This window comes from Pseudoduganella sp. jia 12, assembly GCF_055502675.1.
On the sequence record NZ_JBUXKP010000002.1, the window covers coordinates 143566 to 164297 of the forward strand.

Sequence of the window (20732 nt, forward strand, 5' to 3'; positions counted from 1 at the left end):
CCGCCTGATCAGCGCAGTTGCCTGACTGCCGTTACTTTAGTCATCCCCTTGAGCAGTTCCCGCATTGACGCGCTCGTCCGAAGGTTCATACCATCAGTTACGTTCACGGCTGCAAGCTGCTTCAAGAACTGCCGGAGCATCGGATGGTGAAACACTTCATTTTCGATTCGGGGGCGACAGCATGGCACATCAGCAGCGCGGCAGCAAAAGGAAACTCCAGCAACGGAGGACGATATCGGCAGTGCTCATTGCCACCTGCACAACCGGCATATCCAGCGCGCAGGAGGCGCCTGCCGTGCCCCTCGAAGACGCCAAGGTCGTCATCACCGGCACCCGCCTGGTCAACCGCGGCTTCCTGGCGCCCACGCCCGTCACCGTGCTCGATGCGCAGGAGCTGAAGGTGACCGGCACGCAAAACCTGGAAACGCTGCTGACGGATACGCCGCAGTTCACAGCCAACCAGCTCAGTAGTCCCACGGCGAATACGATGCAGGCGGGCCAGCCGTCCGGCACGGCCACGCTGAACCTGCGCAACCTGGGCCCGACCCGCAACCTCGTGCTCGTCAACGGCCGCCGCTTCGCGATCACCGGGCCGGACTTCACCACCGACATCAACGCCATTCCCGCCGCGCTGGTGCGGCGCATCGAGACCGTCACCGGCGGATCCTCGGCCGTGTACGGGTCCGACGCCATTTCCGGCGTCGTCAACTTCATCCTGCGCGACAATTTCGAGGGCGTGGAAATCAACGCCCAGCACACGCGCGACCAGCCAACGAGCACGCCCACGAACAGCGTCGACCTCACCGTGGGCGGCAACTTCGCCAACAACCGCGGCAACGCCGTGCTGTCGCTGAACTACATGAACCGCGAAGGCATGACGCGCGGTGAGCTGGGCGGCTACGCGATGCCGTCGATGGGCGACGGCTGCGTGACGCCGGCATCGTGGTCGGCCACGCGCCCCGGCACGCCGTTGCCGGTACCGGCCGGGCAGACGTGCCTGTCCGCCGGCGGCCGGCCGGGCCTCATCTACAGCGGTTCGTCCACCGTGCCAACGGGGCGGATCGGCAACCTGCCCGTGATCGGCTCGGCGGCGTCGAACCCGGCACTCGATGCCGCGCTGCGCGCCGCCGGCCTGCAGGGCATGGGCACGCTGGGCGCCATCTTCGACGCAAGCGGCAAGGCGGTGCGCCCGTATGTCGCGCCCGACGATGGCTTCGACATCGGCCCGCTGTCGTATGTCGTCACGCCGCAAAAGCGCTGGATGGGCAATGCGTTCGCCCATTACGACTTCAACGAACGCGCGACCGGCTACCTGGAGATGCACTACAGCAGCAACATCGCCAAGGTGCAGATCGGCCCGACGAGCGCGAGCGGCAACTTCCTCGTCAACGCGAACAATCCCTACCTGGGCGCACCGATGCAGGAAGTACTGCGCCAGCTCGACCTGCGCGAAAGCGGCACGCTGCGCGCCACGAATGGCTCGCAGACGTTGACCACGGTCGCGGGCGATGGCCTGGCGCTCGTCAACCTGAACCGCCGCCTGTCCGACCTCGGCACCCGGCTCGCCGAGACCGACCATTCCGTCTACCGCCTGGCCATCGGACTGCGGGGTGAACTGCCCGCCGTGTCGGAGCACTACCTGAACGACCTGAAATACGATGTGTACTACACGAACGCCCGCACCACCGAATCGCAGTACCAGGCCGGTTCGATCTCGCTGAGCCGCTTCCAGAACGCGCTGCTGTCGCAGAACGGCGCGGCGCCGGTATTGAATCCCTTCGGCCAGAACCTCAGCGACGCCGCGCGCGAAGCGATCCTGATTTCGTCGAATTCCGATATCGTCGCCGAGCAGCAGGTCGTGGCCGGCAACGTGACGGGCAGGCTGTTCGAGCTCCCTTCTGGCCCAGTGGACTTTTCGGCAGGCTTCGAACGCCGCCATTCGTACAGCAAGTACACGCCGGATGCGTTCCTGGCGTCGGGCGACGTGTCGGGCTGGAACGCCGCACGGCCGACGGAGGGCGAAGCGACCGTGAAGGAATTCTTCGGCGAGGCGCGCGTGCCGCTGCTGAAGGACAGGGCGTTCGCGAAAAGCCTCAGCGTGAGCGGCGCGTTCCGCCGTTCCGATTACGATGTGGAATCCGTCGGCAAGGTGTGGACGAACTCGATCGGCACGGAGTGGGCACCCGTGGACAGCCTGACGTTCCGCGTGCAGAAGCAGAAATCGATCCGCGCGCCGAACGTGGGCGAACTGTTCGGCGGCCAGGGCCGCAACGGGCCGACCGCCATCGACCCGTGCTCCAGCCGCGCCCCGGCCGGCCAGCAAACGGCCGCCGTGCGCGCGCTGTGCGAAGCCACCGGCGTGCCGGGTGGACTCGTGTTCGATGCTTCCGTGCAGCCCACCCAGTTCCTCACGCAGATCCTCGGCGGCAATCCTGACCTGACGGCGGAAACGTCGCATACCACCACTATCGGTGCCGTGTTCGCCCCCACGGCGGTGCGCGGCCTGCAGGTCAGCCTCGACTACTACAAGATCACGCTGGACAACGCCATTTCCACGCTGGGCGGCGGCGGCATCCAGTCCGTGCTGGACCTGTGCTACCTGACGATCCAGAACGTGGACAGCGTGTACTGCCGGGCGATCAACCGCGATTCCGTCACCGGCCAGATCGCCGCGCCGACGTACGTGATGACGACCGCTGCGAACATCGGCGGCATCAAGACCCGCGGCGTGGACCTGGCGGCGCACTACGGTTTCAACACCACGTGGGGCCTGCTCGGCGCGGGCACGCGCTGGAATCTGGACACGAACTGGACCTATGTCGACGAACTGACGTTCACGCCGATCCAGGACATTCCCGACGTGACCAACGAATGCGTGGGCACGTGGGGCGGCACGTGCGGCCAGCCGGTGTCGAAGTGGAAGGGCACGGCGCGCGTGACGATGAACAGCGGGAAGCTGATGCTGTCCGCACGGGCACGCTACAGCGGCAGCGTGACGACGGATGCTTACTTGATACCGCAGCGCCGGGGTGTCACGCCGCCGGCCTACGAATCGCTGACCAATCCGCGCATCGGCTCGTATACCTACCTCGACCTGACGGCCGGCTACGACTTCAGCAAATCGGTGAACTTCACCGCCGGCGTTCGGAACGTGACCGACCGGGATCCGCCGGTACTGGGGTCGACCCAGCTGCCGTCGAACAACACGGTATCGGCCAGCTTCGATCCGCTGGGACGCACGTTCTTTGCCACGCTGAACTTGCGGTTGTAGGGCGCTACAGTTTCCCGATGCGCATATTGATGGGCCAGCGGATCGGACGGCTGCGATGCGGATCGCCCCAGGCATCGGCGATATCGGCGGCGAAGCCCGTGAGCAGCGCCTCCTTGCCTGCCTCCCTGGCGCTTCGCACCGCGGACCAGGTTTGCAGGTAGCCCAGGAATTCCGGCAATTGCCATTCGAGCCGGATTTCCTGGGCCGGCGCCTGCAGCTCGTTGAAGGGAAAGTCGAGCGTCGCATAGCCGGTATCGACAAGCTTGCGCTCGGGCGGCCACCAAGGGCCGATGTCCTTCCAGTAGAAGTCCTGGAAGCGGCCATCCAGCGCGGGTTCCAAATTCAGCACCCCGTAGCTGATCAGGGCCAGGATCGCCCCCGGGCTGGCGACCCGGCGCACTTCGCCATAGAACTTCGCGAGATCGAACCAGTGGGCCGCCTGCGCCGCGGTGATCAGGTTCGCGCTCGCATCGGCCACGGGCAACTGCTCGGCGGGCGCGCATTGATAACGGATGCGCTGATGGGCCACCGTATTGGCGATCTGGTCGGCGCTCGGGTCGAGGCCGATGACCTGGTCGAAGTGGGGCACCAGCAGTTGTGTCAGCTGCCCGTTTCCGCACCCGACGTCCACGGCAAGACGGCATGCCGAACTCGTCGAAGCGAGGAAAGCGGCCAGGCTGGCCGGGTACTCGGGCCGGAAGCGGGCGTATGCCTGGCCACCCTGGTCGAACCAGTTGCGTTGTGAAGATGTGTTGCTGGACATTTGAAAGCGCTCCTCGTGTGCTGCTTTTCACGGCAGGCAGGTGGTCGGAAAGCCCCTGGCAGTCCGGTCCCGCCCCTTTGGCCGTCGAAGATTGCGGTTTCTCCTACCTTAGCACCCGCACCCTGAACCAGTCCACGTCGACATAGTTGCGCTGGATCTGGTGCACGGGCCGATCCGCCCTGGCTTCATCGCTATCGGCCCGGATATAGGTAAACACCGCCGGCCGGCTGCCTTTCCACCACGAGAATTTTGCCAGCTCCGTGACCGGGCCGAACGCCGTGAAGGGCTCGCCCTCGCGCAGCGCGTAAGCAAACTGCACGGTCTGGTCGTTGCGCACGCTGGCCCGCAGCACGATGGCGTCGCCGGCGATCCTTGCGCCGCGGGTTTCCTCGCCCGCATCGGCATAGGTGACGTAGTTGGTGCCGCCGTCGCGTACGATGCCGATCCACGGCACCTTGACACCGAAGAGGGTCAGCCCGGCACGCTGACCTTCCGACAGCCCTTGCAGCTCGATTCGTGTCGTGATCTCGGCGGCCGGCCCCTGCAGCACCTGCGTCAGCGTATTGCGTGCACCGACGAGATACCTGGCCCGGTTGCCCTCGATGCGCAGGAAACCCGGGCGCTGCTCGAGGCTCCATCGCGCCGGATCGGGGTTGTGGTTCCACGACCATTGCAGGCCAAGCGTGGTGCCGGAGAACTCATCGGAGTCCTGCAGGCGGTAGTCGGGTGAGCGTGCAACCGTGCGGGGCGCGGCATGCTCGGGCACCGGCAGGCCGCCGGCACCCATCACCGGCCAGCCGTCCTGCCACGTCACGGGCTGCAGGTGCGCGATGCGGCCGAACGCACCGGTGCTGTTGAAGTGGATGAACCAGCCTTCGCCCGTTGGGGTCTCGACATAGCCACCCTGGTGCGGGCCTTTCAGGCCGTTGCCCGGATGGAGCACGGTGCGGTGTTCGTACGGCCCCTGGATCGTGCGCGAGCGCAGCACGGCCTGCGGGCCGGTACCCACGCCGCCGATTGGCGCGAAGATGTAGTACCAGCCGTCGCGCTTGGTGACTTTCGGGCCTTCCAGCACCGGCAGGTTGATCTTGTCTTCGACGATGGTCGTGCCCGCATCGAGCAGCCTGGTGCCGTCCGGCGTCATCGCGTGCAGGATGATCGGGCCGGCGCCGACCTTTGAATGGACCAGCCATGCTTTCCCGTCGTCGTCCCAGAACGGGCACGGGTCTTCGTAGCCGGCACCGGCCAGCACGGTCACCGGTGGCGACCATGGCCCGGACGGGGATGTGGCGGTGCTCATGAAGATGCCTTCGTCCGGCGTGGCCCAGTACACGTAGAAGGTGCCGTTGCGATGGCGGATGGCCGGGGCCCACACGCCGCCGGCGTAGCGCAGGCCCGGGCCCACGGGCTTCGAGATACTGTCGGTCAGCGTGTACGGCGGCCCCATGTCGTAGGAAGGATGAAAGCCGAGTGTCGGCAGCACGTGGCCGGCGATTTTCCAGTGCACCAGGTCCTTCGACTGCAACACCGGCAGGCCTGGTGAAAAGTGGAAGCTGGAGGCGACGAGGTAGTAGTCTTCGCCGACCCGGATCACGTCCGGGTCGGAGTAGTCGGCATGCAGGATCGGGTTCCTGTATTGCTGCACCGGTATGTGCTGCACCGTTATCTGCTGCGCCGGTGCTTCTGCCAGTGCGGGCAGCGCCAGGCAGCATCCCCCCAGCAGCCCGGCAAGGGTACGCATCGTGGTCATCGTTGTCTCCATATTGTCGTGAACCGCTGCCAGCCAGTAGATGCGGCCCGGCCGGCGCTGTCAATACGGAAGCGATCAACCCGATGAGCGATGTGCCGCGCTGGCGCCTAGCGCGCTCCCCGGTGTGCCCAGGCCGTGGAACGCCGCTCGACCACGGCGAACAGCTCGTACATCGCCATCGCCATCGCACCGATCACGCCCAGCCCCGCGAACGCCAGCGGCATCTTCATCGACGAGCCGGCCGAGACGAGCAGGTAGCCGATGCCCTCGTTGGCCGCGTTCATTTCCGACACGGTGGAACCGACGAACGCCAGCGTGATGGCCACCTTCAGCGATGCAAAGAAGTAGGGCATCGAGCGCGGCAGGCCGACCTTCAGCAGCACGTCCAGCCGGCGTGCGCCGAGTACCCGCAGCACGTCTTCCAGCTCCGGTTCCAGCGTGGCCAGGCCCGTGGCGATATTGACCATGATGGGAAAGAACGAGATCAGGAACGCGGTCAGGATCGCGGGGCCGGCGCCGATGCCGAACCAGACGACCAGGATGGGCACGAATGCCGCCTTCGGCAACGCATTGAAGGCCGTCATCAGCGGATACGCGGCCGCGTACATCACCGGCGACGAGCCGACCAGTACGCCGAGCGACACGCCGACGGCGACGGCGATGCCGAAGCCGGTCATCGTCACCCAGAACGTCTGCCATGCATGTCCCGCGATCGGGCCGGCGAATTCGATCAGCGCGGCGCCGATCGCGGCAGGGCTGGGGAAGATGAACTCCGACACGTCGAACGCGCTGCAGATGGCCTGCCAGAGCAGCAGGATGGCGAGCAGCAGCAGCCAGGGTGCAAAGGTCTTGATGGTCTTGCTGTTCATGGTGAATCCTTCAGATGCCGATGTCATGTAGTCAGGTACTGCGCACGCGGCCGATATGCTCGCGCAGTTCGTGCACGAGGGCGCTGAACGGCTCCGTGTACGTGGTATCGAGGTCGCGCGGCCGCGGCAGCGGGTTGACGCGGCGGGCAACGATGCGGCCCGGCCGCTTGCTCATCACGTAGATCGTGTCGGCCAGGAACGCCGCTTCGCGCAGGTCGTGCGTGACGAGAATCACGTTGAAGCGGCGCTCGGTCCACAGGTCGCGCAGCACGCACCACAGTTCCTCGCGCGTAAAGGCGTCGAGCGCACCGAACGGCTCGTCCAGCAGCAGCATCTTCGGTTCGTGGATCAGTGCGCGGCAGATCGAGGCGCGCTGCTGCATGCCGCCGGACAGCTCCCATGGATACTTGTTCGCATAGCCATCGAGGCCCACGGTCTTGAGCAGCGCGAGTGCGCGCTCCACGTGCTTCGCCCGGTCTTTCCTGAACGTGCTCCGGTAAGGTTCGACGATTTCCAGCGGCAGCAGCACGTTGTCCAGCGTGGTGCGCCAGGGCAGCAGCGTGGGGGCCTGGAACGCCATGCCCACGAACTTCAGCGGGCCGGTGACCGGTTCGCCACCGATGTGGATGGTGCCGCGCGTGGGCGCTTTCAGCCCGGTGGCCAGCTTCATGAACGTCGACTTGCCGCAGCCCGATGGGCCGACGATGGCGATGAATTCGCCGGGCCGGGTCTGCAGCGTGATGTCCTCCACCGCGCATTCGCTGGAATTGTCGTAGGCAAGGAAGACTTCGCGGAAGTCGACGAAGGTCTCGCCGGCCAGGGCATCCGGGAGCGCGCTCATTTCGGGAACACGTTCAGTTCGGCCGCCGACGGCAGGAAGGTGGAGACCCACACGGCCTTCGGGTCAACGCGCGTCTTCGTGCCATACACGTCCGACACCTGCGAAGCCATCAGCGACAGGCGCGGTGCGGAGACCTGGCCGAAGCCTTCCGCCTTCGCGTTCGGCGTGGCGATCGCGCTGGCGATGGCCAGCTTCAGGCGGCGCAGTTCGAGCTTTTCATCGATCAGGCCATCGCGTTCCTTGACGGCCTTGATGGCGCTTTCCGGATTGGCCATCACGTCGCGCGCCGCTTTGGCGAACGCGCGCAGGAAACCTTTGATCGCTTCGGGCTTTTCCTTGACCAGCGTATCGGAGGCGATGATCGCATTGCCGTACAGCCGCACGCCGTACTGCGGATACGGCATCACGACGATATCGGCGTCCTTCACGCCGCGCGCATTCAGGTTGAGCAGCGACGTGAACGAAAAGCCGGCGATGGCCTGCACGTCGCCCCGCACCAGCATCGTTTCGCGCAGCGCCGGTTCCATGCTCGTCCAGCTTGATTTCGCCGGATCGAGGCCGTTGGCCCTGGCCAGCAGCGGCCAGGCACGGCGGCCCGCATCGAAGACTGGGGCGCCCAGCTTCTTGCCCGCCAGGTCGGCCGGCGACCTGATCCCCGATTTTTTCAGCGCCATGATGGCGGCGGGCGTGTCGTTATACACCATCATCACGCCGACCGGCTTGCCGGGCGCGGTGGGATTGTTGGCCGTGAATTCCATCAGTGCCGCCATGTCCGCGAAACCCATGTCATAGGCGCCCGAGGCCACGCGGTTGACGGCGTTGCCGGAGCCGCTGCCGGCATCGATCGTCACGTCCAGCTTTTCCTGCGCGAAGTAGCCGCGGCTCTTCGCCACCAGGAACAGCGCGGACGGGCCTTCGAAGCGCCAGTCCAGCTGGAACTTGATCTTTGTATCCTGGGCCAGCGCGGGCAGGGCCAGCACGCCCAATGCCAGGGCGGCGGCGATCCGTGACAGGCGCGAAGAGAATGAAGAGCGGGTGGGAGAACGCATGATGCTTCCTTTCGGTGGTGAAGGCGGGCGAAGCGCCGCCGCTGAATAGTTGATGGAAATGGTCACGCCTTGCCCAGGGCACTGCGCAGGTCGAAGGGCGCCGGCACGCGGGCGAGCAGGCGGCACGCGCACTGGTCCAGATGCCGTGCCATCTGCGCCCTGGCGCGGCGGCTGTCCGGCTCGCGCAGCGCATCGATCACGGCCGCGTGCTCGTCGAAGGAGCAGGGTTGCCGGCCGGCGGTATCGAGGTTCGAGATGAGCAGCGTGGTGCGCGACACCAGCCGGCGCAGCGCATCGACGATCAAGGCGTTGCCGGCCAGTTGCGCCAGTTCGATGTGGAAGTCGGCGGACAGCCGCACCCACAGCGGCCGGTCGCCGCGCATCCACGCATCGCGTTCGCGCGCGATCATGTCGCGCAGCGCGGCGTCGTCCGTCTCGGTGAGATGCCCGGCCAGCTTGTCCATCACCTTCGCTTCGAGCACCTGGCGCAGCTCGAACATGTCCTGCGCCTCGCGCGCGCCGGGGCTGGCGATGCGGGCGCCGCGGTTGCGCTCCAGGTCCACGAGGCCGTCGGCGGCCAGCCGGGCCAGCACGCGGCGCACGTGGTGGCGCGCCAGGCCGTAGATGTCGCCCAGCCCCTGCTCGGTGAGCTTCGTGCCGGCGTGGAGGCGGTGCGCCATGATGGCGTCGTACACGTCGATATACATGCGCTCTTGCGGGGCGATGGCGATCGATGGGGCGGAGGGTGATGCAGCGGGCATGGCGTTGATTTCTGGTTGGCTCAGGGATTGATTAGCAAGCGGCGTGCCACACATGCGAATGTCGACAATCCGCATTGGTCGCCTGCGCTGGAAAGCGCATGCCGCCAGGGTTTCGGGCGATGGCAGGGCTGCCGGACGTGGCTTCGGGATCAGTAGCGCTGCAGGGAATTGTCGACAATCGGACCGGGCGACATGCCCCAATATCTTGCGTGGCGTGCACCGAAGGGATGCGCGAGCGCGGCGATGGCGGGAGGCGGACGGTGGAAGGCGGGAAGCGGGAAGCGGGAAGCGGAAGACTTGCGGGGGAGCGTGGGAAAAGACCGGAACGGGCTGGCAGTCGGCTGACTTGGTCCGGGTAAGGAGGGAACTGCGGAGGGAACTGCGGAGGGGACTGCGGAGGGGACTGCGGGTGCTACCGGGGGATCAGTTCAGCGCGGCTTCGTAGCGGCGCGCCACTTCATCCCAATCGATGATGTTGAAGAAGGCGGCGATGTAGTCCGGGCGCCGGTTCTGGTAGTTCAGGTAATAGGCATGCTCCCACACGTCGAGGCCGAGGATCGGCGTACCGCCCGACAGGCCGGCGAACTGGCCCATCAGCGGGCTGTCCTGGTTGGCGCTGTTCTCAACGAGCAGCTTGCCGTTGGCATCCACGGTCAGCCATGCCCAGCCGCTGCCGAAGCGGGTTTGCGCCGCTTTCGTGAAGGCTTCGCGGAATTTTTCAAAGCCGCCCAGGTCCGTTTCGATGGCCTGCGCAAGCTTGCCGGATGGCGAGGAGCCCGCGGGCGTCAGCACGGTCCAGAACAGCGCATGGTTGGCGTGGCCGCCGCCATTGTTGCGCACGGCCGTCTGGATCTGCGCGGGCAGCTTGTCGATCGCGGTGATCAGCTGCTCCACCGGCACGGCCTCGACCCCCGCGTCGGCGAGGGCGTTGTTCAGGTTCGTGATGTAGGTCTGGTGGTGTTTCGTGTGGTGGATTTCCATCGTGCGCGCATCGAAATGCGGTTCGAGCGCGTCGTAGGCATAGGGCAGGAGTGGCAGGGTATAGGTCATTGGCGTTTCTCCAGTGCAATTGGTTGAAATGACGGCGTGCCGGCGGTGTTTTATCCTCGACCAGCGGCAGTACCGTGCGCCATGATAGCCCGTCGGCGAGCTTCCTGCGCGTGCGCGGCCGTTCCGGGCGCCGGGCGGGGCGGGGCGATGACACAATCGGGCTTTCATCCGCCGGAACCGCATGATGGACGCGCTCTTCACCGCCGCATTTCACCGCTCGCCGATCGGGCAGTACCTGCTTGCGCCGACCGACAGGCTGGAAATCATCGCGGTCAACGACGCGTTCCTGAAAGCGGTCGCCCGCAGCCGCGAAGAAGTGCTGGGCCAGCCGCTGTTCGAGGCGTTCGCCGAAGATCCCGGCGATACGGGCGACACGGGCGTGGGGCCGCTCGGGCGATCCATCGCCATGGCGATCGCCACGCGCATGCCGCACATGATGCCGGCCCAGCGTTACCCCGTCCGCATGATGAAGGATGGAAAAACGTGGTTCGAGGACATGTATTGGACCGCGACCAATACGCCGATCTTCGACGAGGCGGGGCAGCTCCTGTGCATCTCGCACACGACGCTGGACGTGACGGCCGAGGTACTGGCGCAGCGGGCGCTGCGCGGTGCGCGCGAAGACGCGGTGCGTAGCGCCAGGAGCGCGGAAGCGCACCGCGCCTACCTCGCCGCGGTGCTGCGGTCGGCGCCGGTCGGTATCATGATGCTCGACGAGCATGGCAAGCTGTTGCACGCCAACCCGGCCAACGACGCGCTGTTCGGCGCATCGATCCCGTGCATCGACGGCATGCTGGACTTTGCGGCGTGGAACGGCTGGACCTCCAGTCCGGGCGGCGACGGCGTCAAGCTGGCGCCGCAAGACTGGCCGCTGTACCGCGCGCTGGCCGGGGAAACGGTCGACAAGTGCCTGCTCGAGGTGGAGTCGTTCGACCGGAGCCATCCGCGCCGCATCGTGCTGGTGTCGGCGGCGCCCGTCGCGAACGGCGCGGGCAAGCCGGCGGGCGCCACCGCGATCGCCATGGATATCGCCGACCGCGTGGAAGCGGAAAAGGCACTGATCGTGGCGGACCGCCGCAAGGACGAGTTCCTGGCCATGCTGGCGCACGAGCTGCGCAATCCGCTGGCGCCGATCAGCGCGGCGGCCGCGCTGCTGTCGATGGGCCGGCGCGACGAACGGCAGGTGGAACAGACGCTCGCCGTCATCCACCGGCAGGTCGCGCACATGAGTGGCCTCATCGACGAACTGCTGGACGTGGCGCGGGTGACCCGCGGGCTGATCACCCTCGACAAGGCGCCGCTGGACATGAAACGTGTCGTCGCGCAGGCCACGGAGCAGGCCCGCCCGGCGCTCGAGGCACGCCGCCACATGCTGCACGTACACCAGCCGCCCTTGGCGGCGCTCGTGCTGGGCGACGAGAAGCGGCTGGTGCAGGTCATCGCCAATCTGCTCAGCAACGCCGCCAAGTTCACGCCGGAAGCCGGCACGATCGAGATCGAGCTGGCCGTCGACGCGCGCCATGTGCGGACATCCGTCACCGATAACGGCATCGGCCTCGCACCGGACATGATCGACTCCGTGTTCGGCATGTTCGTGCAGGGCGAGCGCAGCCCGGACCGCAAGCAGGGCGGGCTGGGTATCGGACTGGCGCTCGTGCGCAGCCTGGTGGAACTGCACGGCGGCACCGTCGATGCGCGCAGCGCGGGACAGGGCAGGGGAACGTGCTTCACCGTGTGCCTGCCACTGGCCGACAGTGTCGAAGAAGCCTTGGCGCCGCACGCCTGGCAACCGGCGCACAGCGCCACATCGCTGCGCGTGCTGGCGGTGGACGACAACGAGGATGCGCTGGCCATGGTGGAGATGCTGCTGTCGTCGCTCGGGCATCGGGTCGTCAGCCTGGCCAGTTCGCGCGATGCGGTCAGTTGTGCGGTGCAATTGCGGCCCGACGTGTGCCTGCTCGATATCGGCTTGCCGGATATCGATGGCCTGGAGCTGGCCCGGCAATTGCGCGCCGATCCGCGCACAAGCGAAACGCGGCTGATCGCCCTGTCGGGCTACGGCCAGGCATCGGACCGCGCGGCGGCCATTGCCGCGGGCTTCGACCTGTACTTCGTCAAGCCCGTCGATGTCGGCAAGCTCGTTGCCGCGCTGGGCGAAGTCAGGCAGCGGCGGTGATGCGGTTCGGATAGGCCAGGCCCGGAAGCCGATACGGCGGCAGGACGGGACTGGCCAGCACGGCAGCAGCGCTGCGCCGGAAAGGGAGCGATGCCCGCTGAAATCCCGGCTACGCGCCGGAGGGTCCGAGCCCGGCCCTTTGGCAAGGGCTTCTCCGGTCGACGCGGGCCCGGGTCACGTAATGACGAGGCATTCGACGCCATCGGCCTGCTCGCTCAATTCTTCGCGGGCATAGCGCGGATCGTCGAGCCTGCGCCAGGCGATGCCAGGCACCTGGCGCGCCGCCGAAAAACGTTCCCGCATGTTGGCGACGATGCTGCCATCCGCGGGCCAGCCGGTGCTGCCGATGCCCGTCAGGCGGTTCCCGGCGCGCAGCTCGGCGATGACGGCACGCGTCAAGCCTGCCGGGAGGCGCGACGCGAGCCGCAGCCAGCCGGGTGCCGGCGCGTTGGCGGGGCGTTCCAGCAGGCCGGCGATCGCCGCCTGTTCGGCGGCGATGCGCTCGTCCGTCCAGTCACGGGGCGGATAGAAATCGTATTGCAGGGTGCCGTCGCCGCTGTTGTCGATCCACGCCCCGTCATCCGTCGCACCGTCGCCGATCATCGGCCCGCCACGCGCCAGCGCGCGATCGCATGGTGCTCGCCTGGCCTGAGCTTCGCCTTGTCGGCGGGCGAAATGTAGTATTGCTTGCCGCCGCCGGGGCCGAACTGCGGGTTCTCCCGTGCGATGCCCTCGGCAACGCAGAGCGGCTCGGCGGCGTGGTAAGCCCTGACCATTTCGCGCAGTTTGCGCGCCTTGCCTGCCCTGTCCGTGCCGGGGTCGGTCGTGACCTGTACGAGCGCATAGTATTTTTCCCAGCTGCCGCCGGTGTCGCGCAGCGTTTCCTCGGTGACGGCAAAGCCGGGCGCGTCGCCGGGCGTGAGCGAATAGAACACCGTCCCTGCCTTCATGGCGACGTTGGCGTAGGTGTCCTTGCCGGTGTAGGGGTTGTTCGGCCAGGTCGCGGAGATGCCCTGCGTGGCGCTTGCCTCGGTTGCCGGGTCACGGCCCGTGCATGGATCGCTGCCGCCTTGCGCGACTGCGGCCGTGTCGGCCGCGTCGGCCGGGTATGGGCTCGTGGCGGGGACCGTGGTGCATGCGGCCATGGCGGCCAAGGCGGCCATGGCCACCAGCCGGCATGCCGTGCCGAGCGTTGTTGCGATTGCTGTGTTCATCCGGGCCTCCGCGCGAAAGCATCGCTCGCAAAGCGAAAGCCACGGACGTGGCGGCTTCGGCGATGGTGGAGATCGATGATAGGCGGATCGGCGCGGATGAGTTCAGCAATTTTTCTGCCAAAGTGTGGCTATTCGTTCACTCCTCCGACCACAGCTTGCCGCCGGTGGCCCAGTGCTCGCGCTTGATCTCGTGGATGATGATGTCGACGGATTCGGGCGACGAGCCCAGCGTGCTGACGGTGGCTTCCGTCACGGCTTGCACGAAGGCGCGCTTCTGCTCCGGGGTACGGCCTTCGAACAGTTGGACATTAATGGTCGGCATGCGTTGCATCTCCTCGAAAATGGATCAGGGTCGGTATCAGGTGCGGTACTGCGGACTTTCCGCATCCAGCCGGCGCAGCAGCGAAGGCCACTCGAGCGCGCCTTCGGGCGAATGATCGCCCAGCAATTGCTCCTTGGCCTTCCGGCACATGGCATCGGGCGGCTGGCGCAGCGGCACCATGGCCGCCTGCGCACGCAGCTGTACGTGACAGGCGCGGTCCAGCGTTTCCATCAGCACGAACGCTTCGGGAATCGTGCGGCCGACCGTCAGGCTGCCGTGGTGACGCAGCAGCATGGCGTGGCGCGAACCCAGGTCGTGCACCAGGCGCCCCTGCTCGTCTTCGTCCATGGCGATGCCTTCGTAGTCGTGATACGCCAGCTCGTTGTAGAAGCGCAGCGCGTAGGGCGACAGCGCCAGCAAACCATCTTCCTGCATGCCGACGGCGATGCCGTCGACGTTGTGCAGGTGCATGACGCATGCCGCGTCCGGGCGCGCCTTGTGCACGGCCCCGTGCAGCCGGAAGCCGGACTGGTTGACGGTGTACTGCGGCGGGCCGACGACACGGCCGTCGCCGTCGACCTTGACCAGGTTCGATGCCCGCACTTCGTCGAAGCGCATGCCGAAAGGATTGATCAGGTAATGGCCCGGTTCGCCCGGCACGGCGGCCGAAATGTGGGTGTAGATACCGTCGTCCCAGCCGTACAGCGCGCAGAGCCGGTAGCACGCGGCAAGGTCGACGCGGGTTTGCCATTCGGCGGGGGAGGTGATGCCTGGGCGGGCGAGGGCCGCCTGGCCGGGTGTCGAGAGTCTGTCCATGGCGCCAGCGTAGCAGGCAACTTGCCGGTCGTCACGTGGCTGGCGGTATGGGCAGTCCGTATGCAGGATATGCGCGCCGGCAAGGCAGGGCGATATGTGCCTTCCACGCAATGCACGCTGCGAGTCGCCCCGTTTTTTCGAAAATGTTGTTACCAACATCGGCGTAAACGTCGTATCGTTTCAAGGAGCCGTTTCAAGGAGGAGGCCCGCCGTCGCGGGGTGCGACGGCGGGTCTTTCCGGAGCCGGTTTCATGACGGGCCGCCATCTGCCGGCCCAGCACATCGCGGGTCCGGTCCGCGGTGCACGCAGTGCCATGGGGTCCATCATGATCGATCACGATGCTACGCTGAGTTCGCCGGCAGGCGCCATCGACTGCAGCGCGCTCAGCGCGCTGGCACTCACGGTGATCTGGCACCCGGACCTCGCACGCGTTGGCGAGCAATACCTCAGCGACAGCCCTGTCGTCGAGTTGAGCCGTCATATGCCCTTGTTTTGCCGCCCCGGCGGCGCAGCCTCGCCCCTGGGCCATGCCTGCGTCTCCCGCGACTGCCTGCGCTTCGTCCGCGACGGCAAGGACAATGTCACGATCACCTTGCCGGCCAGCCGCATGGTGGCGCAACTGGCCGGCCGCGTCATCGAAGGAACGGCGCAACTGAGCGCCGCGCAGATTGCCGCGGGCCAGATCCTGACCCTGGGGCGGGCCATCGTGTTGTGCGTGCACTGGATGGGCGTGGTACCGCGCCATGATCCCGTGCCTGGCCTCGTCGGCGTCGGCAGCAGCGCCATCGCGCTGCGCGAGCAGGTCCGGATGGTCGCGTCGACGACGCTGCCGGTCCTGCTGCTCGGCGAGACCGGTACCGGCAAGGAGGTGGTGGCGCGCGCGATCCATGCGCTCAGCGAGCGCAGGGGCGCAAGGCTCGTCACGGTGAACATGGCTGCGCTGAGCGAGTCGCTGGCGCTCGCCGACCTGTTTGGCGCCGTCAAGGGGGCATACACCGGGGCGCAGGCCGAACGCAAGGGATTGTTCGCCGAAGCGGAACACGCCACGCTGTTTCTCGACGAAATAGGCAATGCGCCCGCCAGCATCCAGCCCATGCTGCTGCGGGTACTGGAGGGGGGCGACTTCAGGCCGCTTGGTGCGACGCACGACCGGCGCGCCACCGCCCGCCTGATCGCCGCGACCGACCAGGACCTGGATGCGGCCACGTTCAACCAGGCACTGCTGCGGCGGCTCGAGAGTTTCACGATCCAGCTGGCGCCGCTGCGGGCGCGGCGCGAGGATATCGGCGTCCTGATCGTCCATCTGCTGCCATCACGGGAACTGCTCGCAGCGCTTCCAGGGCAGTTCGTCACCGAGATTGCCTGCCATGACTGGCCCGGCAATGTCCGCCAGCTTGCCCACACGCTCAGGCGCGCGGCCCTGCAGCTCCAGTGCGGCGGTACCGTACAGCTCGATCAGTTGATGCGTGTGCCGGGCCGCGCCTTGGCACCGGCCCCGGCTTCCGCCGCGGCACCGCGCGTGGTGCCCGGGCCGCCGCGCGAGGATGCGTCCCAGCGCAAGAAGCCCGCCGACCTGTCGGACCAGGACGTGCTGGACGCGATGCTGCACAACGGGTGGACGATCAAGGCGGCAGCGGTGGCCCTCGGGATCTCCCGCCCATCGCTCTACAAGCTGCTCGAAGGTCACCCGCACATCCGGCGCCTGGAGCATATCCCCGCGGAAGAGCTTGCGCAATCGATCGCCAGCTGCGGTGGCAACATGGCGCGCTGCGCCGCGCAGCTGAAGACACCCGTGGAGCCGCTGCGCCGCCATATCCATCGCCATTATCAGGATGGCGGCCATGCGGCGCCCGATCCGCCACGCGATTGAAACCGGCGTGCGTCCAGTTTGCTGCCGCCCCGGTGCCGCTGCCGAAGCAGGAAGGGAGCGGTGGCCCGGCCGGCGTAGCGGATTCCGCACGGCGAGCTCTCGATAAAAGTTTGACATAAGGCAAACCTAAGTTTCACCGTGTATTGTCGCTGCGCCCGTCGTTCCGGTGCCCCGGCGCCCCTCACAATGAAACCCATCCTGCACTTCTCGCACGCCAACAGCTATCCCGCCGGCACTTACCGCCAGTTATTCGAACAGCTCGACAGGGACTTCGACGTCCAGGCGCTCGACATGCATGCCCACAACCCGGCCTTCCCTGTGCGCGATGGCTGGCACGAACTGGTCGATGAGCTGATCGCCGAGCTGGTAACACGCTATCGCGGCGAGCCGGTGATCCTCGTCGGCCACTCGCTGGGCGGGATGCTGAGCCTGATGGCGGCCGAACGGCGGCCCGAGCTGGCACGCTGCGTGGTGCTGCTCGATTCGCCGGTCGTGGCGGGCTGGCGCGCGCTGGCGTGGCGGCTGGTCAAGCGCTTCAATGCCGAGGATCGCTATTCGCCGTCGCGCCTGTCGGTGCGGCGCAGGAATGTGTGGCCCGGCGAGGCGGAAGCGCTGCGCCACTTCGCCAGCAAGGAACTGTTCGCCGCGTGGGCGCCGGGCGTGCTGCAGGATTACCTGCACGCCGGGCTGGCGCCGCATCCGGAGGGCGTGCAATTGCGCTTTTCGCGCGACATCGAAACGGCGGTTTACCGAACGCTGCCCCACCACATCGGACGGCTCGTGGCCGGTGAGTTCCCGATGCCGGTCGGCTACCTGGCGGGCCGCATCTCCATCGAGAACCGCCAGGCCGGCCTGACTGCAACGAAGGCGCTGGTGGGGCGCAATTTCCGGCTGATGCCGGGTGGCCACCTGTTCCCGATGGAGTTTCCCGTGCTGACGGCACAGGCGGTGCGCGACATGGTTTGCGAGCTGACCGGTAGCGAACTGGCGCTGTGCAAGGAAGCCCAGCCGGCGTGAAATCGTGCAAAAGCCTTCAGGGGAAAGGCGAGTTCGCGTAGAATCGCGCCCACGCGGCGTGGCCGCACCACCCACCAACAGACTTTCTAAAGCCTTTGCGATGACGATTAAAAGCGACAAATGGATCCGCCGGATGGCGGAATCGACCGGAATGATCGAGCCCTTCGAACCGGGCCAGGTCAGGTCAGTGGACGGCCGCAAGGTCATTTCGTTCGGCACGTCGTCGTACGGCTACGATATCCGCTGCGCGGACGAGTTCAAGATCTTCACGAACATCAACAGCACGATCGTCGACCCGAAGAATTTCGATTCGAACTCGTTCGTCGACGTCAAGAGCGATGTCTGCATCATCCCGCCGAACTCGTTCGCGCTGGCCCGCACCATCGAATACTTCCGCATCCCGCGCGACGTGCTGACGGTCTGCCTCGGCAAGTCCACCTATGCGCGCTGCGGCATCATCGTCAACGTCACCCCGTTCGAACCGGAATGGGAAGGCTACGTGACGCTGGAGTTCTCGAACACCACGCCGCTGCCGGCCAAGATCTATGCCGGCGAAGGCTGCGCACAGGTGCTGTTCTTCCAGAGCGACGAGGAATGCGAAACGTCGTACAAGGACCGCAACGGCAAGTACCAGGGCCAGCACGGCGTCACGCTGCCGAAGGCGTGAAGCACGCATAGGACCAGGCACCCGCGGGTGCCTTTTTCACGCGCCCTGTACTACACCAGCGGCAGCGCGATCTCCACGCGCAGGCCGCCCCCTTCGCGGTTGACGGCACCGATGGTGCCGCCGTGCTGCTGCACGACCTGGCGGGCGATGGCGAGGCCAAGGCCGTGCCCCTCCACGTCCTTCTCCGTGCCGCTGCTGCGGAAGAACGGCTCGAAGATCGCCTGCAGGTCCTGCGGCGCCACGCCGGGCCCGCGGTCGAGGACCTGGATGCGCAGCGTGGCCGCGTCGGCGGCGCTGTCGACGACGATCGTTTCCCCTTCCGGACTGTGCTTGATCGCGTTGCGCACGACGTTTTCGATGGCGCGTGCCAGCAGGTCCGGCTGCCCGAGCAGCAGCACGTCGACCCTGCCGCGCGCGGCAACGGTACGCCCCTGTGCCGTTGCCTCGAACTGCGCATCGCCGACGATCCCGTGCAGCAGCTCGCCCATGTCGATCTCCTCGCGCGTGCCCACCAGCGCCCCCGCTTCCAGCCGGGACAGCGTCAGCAGCTCGTCGACCAGCTTGTCCATCCGCACGCTTTCCCGTTCGATGCGCTGGAACGACGCCGCCATCCTCGCCGGGTTCTGGTGCGCCAGGCCGATCGCCGCCTGCAACCGCGCCAGCGGCGAGCGCAGCTCGTGGGACACGTCGTGCAGCAGGCGGCGCTGGCCGTCCATCAGGCTGCGCAGGCGCGCGGTCATGCGGTCGAAATCGCGGCCCAGATCCGTCAGTTCGTCGCCGCGCGTGCCCGCGTCGGCGAAGCGGGGTGCGAGGTCGCCGCTCGATGCCGCTTCGAACGCCTGGCGCAGCGAGCGGATCGGGCGCGAGAAATACCAGGCCAGCAGCGCGGCGAACAGCAGGCTTGCGACCAGCGCGGCGGCCACTGGAATGAAAGGTGTCAGCGGCTGGAAGCGGCCGCGCGGGCCGTCCGGCCCCATCGCCATCGGGCCCGGGCCGGCGGCGCCCATCGGCCGCGGTTCGCCACGGCCCACGGGGCCGGGCGGCAAATCGGGTTGCAGGCCCGGCTGGAAGGTTGGCTGGAAGCTCGGCTGAAAGCCCGGCCCGCGCGGCGCGACGTCGGCCATCGGCATGCCGGCGCCGGCCAGCAGCGGGCGGGCGTCGGCGGCGCTCATCGGGTTCAAGCGGTCCTGCGCGGGCAGGAACAGCAGGTAGCGGCGGCCGTTCGGCAGTGTCATGCGGCGCACCACGCGCGTGTCGCCCTTGTCGAGCACGGCACGGGCCGCCGCCACCTGCACTGGATTGACGATCCGGCCCAGCAATTCCTTGCCCAGGTCGTCCACGGCGAACACGCGGTGGCGGTCCATGTTCTCCAGCAGGCGTTTCAGGGACTGCGGGCCGCCGAATTCCAGCGTGGCGGCGGCCGATTCGATCGCCATCGCCGCCGGCGGGCTGAAGTCGATCGCGGGGCGCTTTTCCCGTTCGGCGGCACTGTTCTTCAGCCAGAGGGCGCCGCCGATGCCCACGGTGGCGGCGATCTGCGCCAGCAGGATCGACAGGAAGAACTTCCAGAACAGGCGGCCCACGTCAATCCTTGATCAGCTGGTAACCCATGCGGTAGACGGTCTGCAGGCAGGAGCGCCCGTCGGCCAGCGTGCCCAGCTTGTGGCGCAAGCTGGACAGGTGCACGTCGATATTGCGGTCGAAGCGCGCCATCGGCCGGCCCAGGCCCTGCTCGGACAGCGTGTTCTTGCTGACCGGCTTGCCCGCGTTCCGTGCCAGCACTTCGAGCAGGTTGAACTCGGTGCTCGTCAGTTCCACGGTCGCGCCGGCCCACGTGGCGCGGCGCTGTTCCGGCCACATCGTCAGCTGGCCGACGACGAGCGGCGCCGAGGCCAGCTGATCCATCGGCGTGCCGGCCGTGCGGCGCAGGATCGCGCGGATACGGGCCGTCAGCTCGCGCGGCGTGCAGGGTTTGGTCACGTAGTCGTCCGCGCCCAGCTCCAGGCCCACGATGCGGTCGGTATCGTCGCCGCGCGCGGTCAGCATGAGGATCGGCATGCGGCTGGCCGCGCGAATGCGGCGCAGGGTTTCCAGGCCGTTCATCCGCGGCATCATCACATCGAGGATCGCGATCGCATACTGGCCCGTCAGCGCGGCAGCGGCACCGGCCTCGCCGTCGTGCGCCGTCTTCACGTCGAACCCTTCCTGCTCCAGATATTCCTGGAACATGCTTACCAGTTCGACATCGTCGTCGATCAACAGAACCTTGCTCATCACTTCTTCATCAGTCGGCAA

Annotated in this window: 18 protein-coding genes; 5 read left to right on the forward strand and 13 right to left on the reverse strand. The window is 67.0% G+C overall.

Annotated elements, in window-relative coordinates; all coding sequences use genetic code 11:
• Positions 1-295 precede the first annotated feature (295 nt).
• On the forward strand, positions 296-3271 hold the full coding sequence (locus ACY65G_RS03815; protein ID WP_464996028.1) for a TonB-dependent receptor domain-containing protein: 2976 nt from the start codon (positions 296-298) through the stop codon (positions 3269-3271).
• 4 nt (positions 3272-3275) lie between these two features.
• On the opposite strand, the gene ACY65G_RS03820 is transcribed toward ACY65G_RS03815, so the two are convergent.
• The 7 genes from ACY65G_RS03820 to ACY65G_RS03850 form a co-directional block, all read right to left on the reverse strand.
• Positions 3276-4034 carry a class I SAM-dependent methyltransferase gene (locus ACY65G_RS03820; RefSeq protein WP_464996029.1) on the reverse strand — a complete coding sequence of 253 codons (759 nt, stop codon included), beginning with the start codon at positions 4032-4034 and terminating at the stop codon, positions 3276-3278.
• Positions 4035-4137: 103 nt separating this feature from the next.
• Entirely contained in the window at positions 4138-5784 is a 1647-nt protein-coding gene (locus ACY65G_RS03825) for a glycoside hydrolase family 43 protein (protein ID WP_464996030.1), read from the reverse strand.
• 107 nt (positions 5785-5891) lie between these two features.
• A complete protein-coding gene (locus ACY65G_RS03830) occupies positions 5892-6653 on the reverse strand; it encodes an ABC transporter permease (protein ID WP_464996031.1) in 762 nt (253 codons plus the stop codon).
• A gap of 31 nt (positions 6654-6684) precedes the next feature.
• Positions 6685-7494 carry an ABC transporter ATP-binding protein gene (locus ACY65G_RS03835; RefSeq protein WP_464996032.1) on the reverse strand — a complete coding sequence of 270 codons (810 nt, stop codon included), beginning with the start codon at positions 7492-7494 and terminating at the stop codon, positions 6685-6687.
• Positions 7491-8543 (reverse strand): ABC transporter substrate-binding protein, encoded by a 1053-nt coding sequence (locus ACY65G_RS03840; RefSeq protein ID WP_464996033.1) that lies wholly within the window; start codon positions 8541-8543, stop codon positions 7491-7493. Before ACY65G_RS03840 ends, ACY65G_RS03835 begins: the two co-directional genes overlap by 4 nt.
• Positions 8544-8605: 62 nt before the next feature.
• Positions 8606-9304, reverse strand: a complete 699-nt coding sequence (locus ACY65G_RS03845) for a GntR family transcriptional regulator (RefSeq protein WP_464996034.1) — start codon at positions 9302-9304, stop codon at positions 8606-8608.
• Positions 9305-9727: 423 nt separating this feature from the next.
• The gene (locus tag ACY65G_RS03850; RefSeq protein WP_464996035.1) at positions 9728-10354 is read right to left on the reverse strand and encodes a superoxide dismutase; all 627 of its coding nucleotides are present in this window, start codon (positions 10352-10354) and stop codon (positions 9728-9730) included.
• A gap of 181 nt (positions 10355-10535) precedes the next feature.
• Here ACY65G_RS03850 and ACY65G_RS03855 point away from each other — a divergent pair, with 181 nt between their 5' ends.
• Positions 10536-12530: a hybrid sensor histidine kinase/response regulator gene (locus ACY65G_RS03855; protein ID WP_464996036.1), complete on the forward strand. Its 1995-nt coding sequence runs from the start codon at positions 10536-10538 to the stop codon at positions 12528-12530.
• Positions 12531-12704: 174 nt separating this feature from the next.
• Here the strand turns inward: ACY65G_RS03855 and ACY65G_RS03860 are convergent, their stop codons facing one another.
• The 4 genes from ACY65G_RS03860 to ACY65G_RS03875 all read right to left on the reverse strand — a co-directional run bounded on the left by ACY65G_RS03860 (position 12705) and on the right by ACY65G_RS03875 (position 14882).
• A complete protein-coding gene (locus ACY65G_RS03860) occupies positions 12705-13133 on the reverse strand; it encodes a hypothetical protein (RefSeq protein WP_464996037.1) in 429 nt (142 codons plus the stop codon).
• Positions 13130-13744 (reverse strand): hypothetical protein, encoded by a 615-nt coding sequence (locus ACY65G_RS03865; protein WP_464996038.1) that lies wholly within the window; start codon positions 13742-13744, stop codon positions 13130-13132. Before ACY65G_RS03865 ends, ACY65G_RS03860 begins: the two co-directional genes overlap by 4 nt.
• Before the next feature lie 136 nt (positions 13745-13880).
• On the reverse strand, positions 13881-14066 hold the full coding sequence (locus ACY65G_RS03870; RefSeq protein ID WP_464996039.1) for a 4-oxalocrotonate tautomerase: 186 nt from the start codon (positions 14064-14066) through the stop codon (positions 13881-13883).
• Positions 14067-14102: 36 nt separating this feature from the next.
• Positions 14103-14882 carry a class II aldolase/adducin family protein gene (locus ACY65G_RS03875; protein ID WP_464996040.1) on the reverse strand — a complete coding sequence of 260 codons (780 nt, stop codon included), beginning with the start codon at positions 14880-14882 and terminating at the stop codon, positions 14103-14105.
• Positions 14883-15208: 326 nt separating this feature from the next.
• Between ACY65G_RS03875 and ACY65G_RS03880 the strand changes: the two genes are divergently transcribed.
• From ACY65G_RS03880 to dcd, 3 genes are all read left to right on the forward strand, one after another.
• The gene (locus ACY65G_RS03880) at positions 15209-16753 is read left to right on the forward strand and encodes a sigma 54-interacting transcriptional regulator (protein WP_464996041.1); all 1545 of its coding nucleotides are present in this window, start codon (positions 15209-15211) and stop codon (positions 16751-16753) included.
• A gap of 186 nt (positions 16754-16939) precedes the next feature.
• Complete coding sequence (locus ACY65G_RS03885) at positions 16940-17770, forward strand: alpha/beta fold hydrolase (protein WP_464996042.1); 831 nt, start codon at positions 16940-16942, stop codon at positions 17768-17770.
• A 100-nt stretch (positions 17771-17870) separates the two neighbouring features.
• On the forward strand, positions 17871-18437 hold the full coding sequence (gene dcd / locus ACY65G_RS03890; protein WP_464996043.1) for a dCTP deaminase: 567 nt from the start codon (positions 17871-17873) through the stop codon (positions 18435-18437).
• Between the two features lie 50 nt (positions 18438-18487).
• Here dcd and ACY65G_RS03895 read toward each other — a convergent pair whose 3' ends face one another.
• The gene (locus tag ACY65G_RS03895; protein WP_464996044.1) at positions 18488-20020 is read right to left on the reverse strand and encodes a HAMP domain-containing sensor histidine kinase; all 1533 of its coding nucleotides are present in this window, start codon (positions 20018-20020) and stop codon (positions 18488-18490) included.
• A gap of 1 nt (position 20021) precedes the next feature.
• The gene (locus ACY65G_RS03900; RefSeq protein ID WP_464996045.1) at positions 20022-20711 is read right to left on the reverse strand and encodes a response regulator transcription factor; all 690 of its coding nucleotides are present in this window, start codon (positions 20709-20711) and stop codon (positions 20022-20024) included.
• Between the last annotated feature and the right edge of the window lie 21 nt (positions 20712-20732).

What these genes read in the sequence shown, in the direction of transcription:
- ACY65G_RS03845 (WP_464996034.1), bottom strand. Translation starts at nt 9,304, where the DNA reads ATGCCCGCTGCATCACCCTCCGCCCCATCGATCGCCATCGCCCCGCAA.
- ACY65G_RS03875 (WP_464996040.1), bottom strand. Translation starts at nt 14,882, where the DNA reads ATGGACAGACTCTCGACACCCGGCCAGGCGGCCCTCGCCCGCCCAGGC.
- ACY65G_RS03830 (WP_464996031.1), bottom strand. Translation starts at nt 6,653, where the DNA reads ATGAACAGCAAGACCATCAAGACCTTTGCACCCTGGCTGCTGCTGCTC.
- ACY65G_RS03900 (WP_464996045.1), bottom strand. Translation starts at nt 20,711, where the DNA reads ATGAGCAAGGTTCTGTTGATCGACGACGATGTCGAACTGGTAAGCATG.
- ACY65G_RS03825 (WP_464996030.1), bottom strand. Translation starts at nt 5,784, where the DNA reads ATGACCACGATGCGTACCCTTGCCGGGCTGCTGGGGGGATGCTGCCTG.
- ACY65G_RS03880 (WP_464996041.1), top strand. Translation starts at nt 15,209, where the DNA reads ATGATCGATCACGATGCTACGCTGAGTTCGCCGGCAGGCGCCATCGAC.
- ACY65G_RS03865 (WP_464996038.1), bottom strand. Translation starts at nt 13,744, where the DNA reads ATGAACACAGCAATCGCAACAACGCTCGGCACGGCATGCCGGCTGGTG.
- ACY65G_RS03855 (WP_464996036.1), top strand. Translation starts at nt 10,536, where the DNA reads ATGATGGACGCGCTCTTCACCGCCGCATTTCACCGCTCGCCGATCGGG.
- ACY65G_RS03820 (WP_464996029.1), bottom strand. Translation starts at nt 4,034, where the DNA reads ATGTCCAGCAACACATCTTCACAACGCAACTGGTTCGACCAGGGTGGC.
- ACY65G_RS03835 (WP_464996032.1), bottom strand. Translation starts at nt 7,494, where the DNA reads ATGAGCGCGCTCCCGGATGCCCTGGCCGGCGAGACCTTCGTCGACTTC.
- ACY65G_RS03860 (WP_464996037.1), bottom strand. Translation starts at nt 13,133, where the DNA reads ATGATCGGCGACGGTGCGACGGATGACGGGGCGTGGATCGACAACAGC.
- ACY65G_RS03850 (WP_464996035.1), bottom strand. Translation starts at nt 10,354, where the DNA reads ATGACCTATACCCTGCCACTCCTGCCCTATGCCTACGACGCGCTCGAA.
- dcd (WP_464996043.1), top strand. Translation starts at nt 17,871, where the DNA reads ATGACGATTAAAAGCGACAAATGGATCCGCCGGATGGCGGAATCGACC.
- ACY65G_RS03885 (WP_464996042.1), top strand. Translation starts at nt 16,940, where the DNA reads ATGAAACCCATCCTGCACTTCTCGCACGCCAACAGCTATCCCGCCGGC.
- ACY65G_RS03870 (WP_464996039.1), bottom strand. Translation starts at nt 14,066, where the DNA reads ATGCCGACCATTAATGTCCAACTGTTCGAAGGCCGTACCCCGGAGCAG.
- ACY65G_RS03840 (WP_464996033.1), bottom strand. Translation starts at nt 8,543, where the DNA reads ATGCGTTCTCCCACCCGCTCTTCATTCTCTTCGCGCCTGTCACGGATC.